At 68.1% G+C, this 3,114-nt stretch carries 2 protein-coding genes; both read right to left on the reverse strand.

Annotation, left to right across the window (positions count from 1 at the left end; all coding sequences use genetic code 11):
- Positions 1 to 583: 583 nt before the first annotated feature.
- Entirely contained in the window at positions 584 to 1,990 is a 1,407-nt protein-coding gene (gene lpdA, locus sphsw_RS04225) for a dihydrolipoyl dehydrogenase (protein WP_031439522.1), read from the reverse strand.
- A gap of 127 nt (positions 1,991 to 2,117) precedes the next feature.
- A partial coding sequence (gene odhB / locus sphsw_RS04230; protein ID WP_031439523.1) for a 2-oxoglutarate dehydrogenase complex dihydrolipoyllysine-residue succinyltransferase occupies positions 2,118 to 3,114 on the reverse strand: 997 nt, incomplete at its 5' end.

Genomic DNA, 3,114 nt, shown 5'->3' on the forward strand with positions numbered 1-3,114 from the left:
TTCGCCGGGATGACGGATGGGGTGCGGGTCGTTGCGGGTTTGCCTGCCGCTACGGCCCGGCGATCGATGGCGAGAGACATGTTGCGCCCACCCGGTGCCGTCATCCCGGGCTCGACCCAGGATCCAGAGCCGCAGGGGGTTACGCTTGCAGCTCTGGATCCTGGCTTTCGCCAGGATGACGGGGGGGGGCGGGTTGTGGCGGGTGCGGGAGCGATTTTGTGGCGCCTCCCCTTCCCGTCATCCCGGCGGACGCCGGGACCCATGGTCGCGGGCCGGGTTATGACGACGCCGTATCGCCGGGTTCGCCGTGACCGTGGGTGCCGGCTTTCGCCGGGATGACGGAGGGGGGTGCGGTCGCTCATGGGGTTTGGGCTTGAGAGCGGGTATGTTTCGCGCGCGATCGGGAGACGTGGAGAGGGCGCCGGTGGGGTTTCCACCGACGCCCTTCCGAAACGCAGCTTGGAGCGGGCTTGGCCGGACAGGGGCTAAGCCCCTGTCGTCGGACGGCGCTGGAGCGCCGCCGGCCGGTCCGACCGCCGGGTGCTCGGCCGTAGCTTGCGCTACGGCCCTCGCGCGGTCGGACTCAGATGTGGATCGGCTTGCCCTGTACGGCCATCGCCGCTTCCTTCAGCGCCTCGGCATGCGTCGGATGCGCGTGGCAGGTGTAGGCGATGTCTTCGCTGGTCGCGCCGAATTCCATCGCGATGGCGGCTTCGGCGATCAGCGTGCCGGCAAGGCTCGAGACGATCCAGACGCCCAGCACGCGGTCGGTCTTCGCGTCGGCGATGACCTTGACGAAGCCGTCGGTGTCGCGGTTGGTCTTGGCGCGGCTGTTGGCGGCGAAGGGGAACTTGCCGACCTTGATGCCACCCGATTCGGCGGTCATGTCCTTCGCGGCTTCCTCGGTGAGGCCGACGCCGGCGATTTCGGGCATCGTGTAGACGACGGACGGGATGACGTCCTCGTTGACGATGCCGGTCTGGCCGGCGATGTTCTCGGCCACCGCGACGCCCTCGTCCTCGGCCTTGTGCGCGAGCATCAGGCCGGGGACGCAGTCGCCGATCGCCCACACGCCGTCGACCTTGGTCTTGAAGCTGTGGTCGGTCTCGATCTGACCGCGCTTGTTGAGCTCGAGGCCGATGGCTTCGAGATTGAGGCCGTCGACGTTCGCCTTGCGGCCGATCGAGACGAGCACTGCGTCGGCGGTCATCGTCTCGGACGCGCCGCCGGCAGCGGGCTCGACGGTGACGGTCGCGACACCGTTGTCGACGGTCACACCGGTGACCTTGGTCGAGAGCTTCAGCTCCATGCCCTGCTTCTTGAAGAGCTTGGCGCTCTCGCGGCGGACTTCGCCGTCGAAGCCGGGGAGGATCTGGTCGACGAATTCGACGACCGTGACCTTCGCGCCGAGGCGACGCCAGACGCTGCCCAGTTCGAGACCGATCACGCCGCCGCCGATGACGACCATGTGCTCGGGCACCTTGGGGAGCGCGAGCGCGCCGGTCGAGTCGACGACCGTGGTCTGGTCGACCTCGACGCCGGGGAGCGGCATGACGCTCGAACCGGTGGCGATGACGATGTTCTTCGCGGTGACCGTCTGGCCGTTGACGTCGACGGTGTGCGCGTCCTGGAACGCGGCCTTGCCCTTGAGCCAGGTCACCTTGTTCTTCTTGAACAGGAATTCGACGCCGCCGGTCAGTTCCTTGACGGCCTTGGCCTTCTCGGCGTGCATCTGGTCGAGGTTGAGCGAGACGCCCTGGAAATCGATGCCGAACTTGGTGAGGTGGCCGCTCTTGGCCTCCTCGTAGATTTCGGACGCGTGGAGCAGCGCCTTGGACGGGATGCAGCCGACGTTGAGGCAGGTGCCGCCGAGCGTATCACGGCTCTCGGCGCAGGCGGTGCGCAGCCCGAGCTGTGCGGCGCGGATCGCGGCGACGTAGCCGCCGGGGCCTGCGCCGATTACGAGGACGTCATAGTCATAGTCAGCCATTGTCGCTTCTCTCTTACTTCCCCGGCGCAGGCCGGGGCCCAGTTGGGAGATATATGGGGAGGGCGAGGCGCTTCGTCACCGCGGCCTTCCCCACTGGGCCCCGGCCTGCGCCGGGGTGGTTAGATATTTACAGGTCGATCAGGATGCGCGTCGGGTCTTCGATCGCGTTCTTGAGCGCGACGAGGAACGTCACGGCTTCGCGGCCGTCGATCAGGCGGTGATCGTAGCTGAGCGCGAGATACATCATCGGGCGGATGACGATCTGGCCGTTCACGACGACCGGGCGCTCCTCGATGCGGTGGAGGCCGAGGACCGCGGACTGGGGCGGGTTGATGATCGGGGTCGACATCAGCGAACCGAACACGCCGCCGTTCGAGATGGTGAAGGTGCCGCCCTTCATCTCGTCCATCTTGAGCGCGCCGTCCTTGGCGCGCTTGCCGAAGTCGCCGATCGTCTTCTCGATCGTCGCGACCGACATCTGGTCGGCATCGCGGATCACGGGGACGACGAGGCCGCCCGGCGACGAGACCGCGACCGAGATGTCGGCGTAATCGTGATAGACGATGTCGTCGCCGTCGATCGATGCGTTGACCGACGGGATGTCGCGCAGCGCCATGGTCGCGGCCTTCACGAAGAAGCCCATGAAGCCGAGGCGGACGCCGTGCTTCTTCTCGAACAGATCCTTGTACTTGGCGCGCGCCTCGATCACCGCGGTCATGTCGACGTCGTTGAACGTCGTCAGCATCGCGGCGGTGTTCTGCGCTTCCTTGAGGCGCTTGGCGATCGTCTGGCGCAGGCGCGTCATGCGGACGCGCTCTTCACCGCGGCCCGAGGCTGCGGGCGCTGCGGCCGGTGCGGGCGCAGGTGCTGCGGCCGGAGCGGGCTTGCTCGAGGCGGCGGCGGTCACGTCTTCCTTGGTGATGCGACCGTCACGGCCGGTGCCCTTGACGGTGCCGGGGTCGACGCCGTGCTCGAGCACCGCGCGGCGGACCGACGGCGAGAGGGCTGCGGGCGAGTCGCTGGTGCCGGCGCCGGGCTGGTCGCCATAGCCTGCGCCGGACTCGTCCTTGGCGGGTGCCGCGGGCGTTGCGGTCGCGGCGGGCTCGGGGGCCTTGGCAGGCGCA

The organism is Sphingomonas sp. FUKUSWIS1, assembly GCF_000733135.1.
GTDB lineage: Bacteria > Pseudomonadota > Alphaproteobacteria > Sphingomonadales > Sphingomonadaceae > Sphingomonas > Sphingomonas aerolata.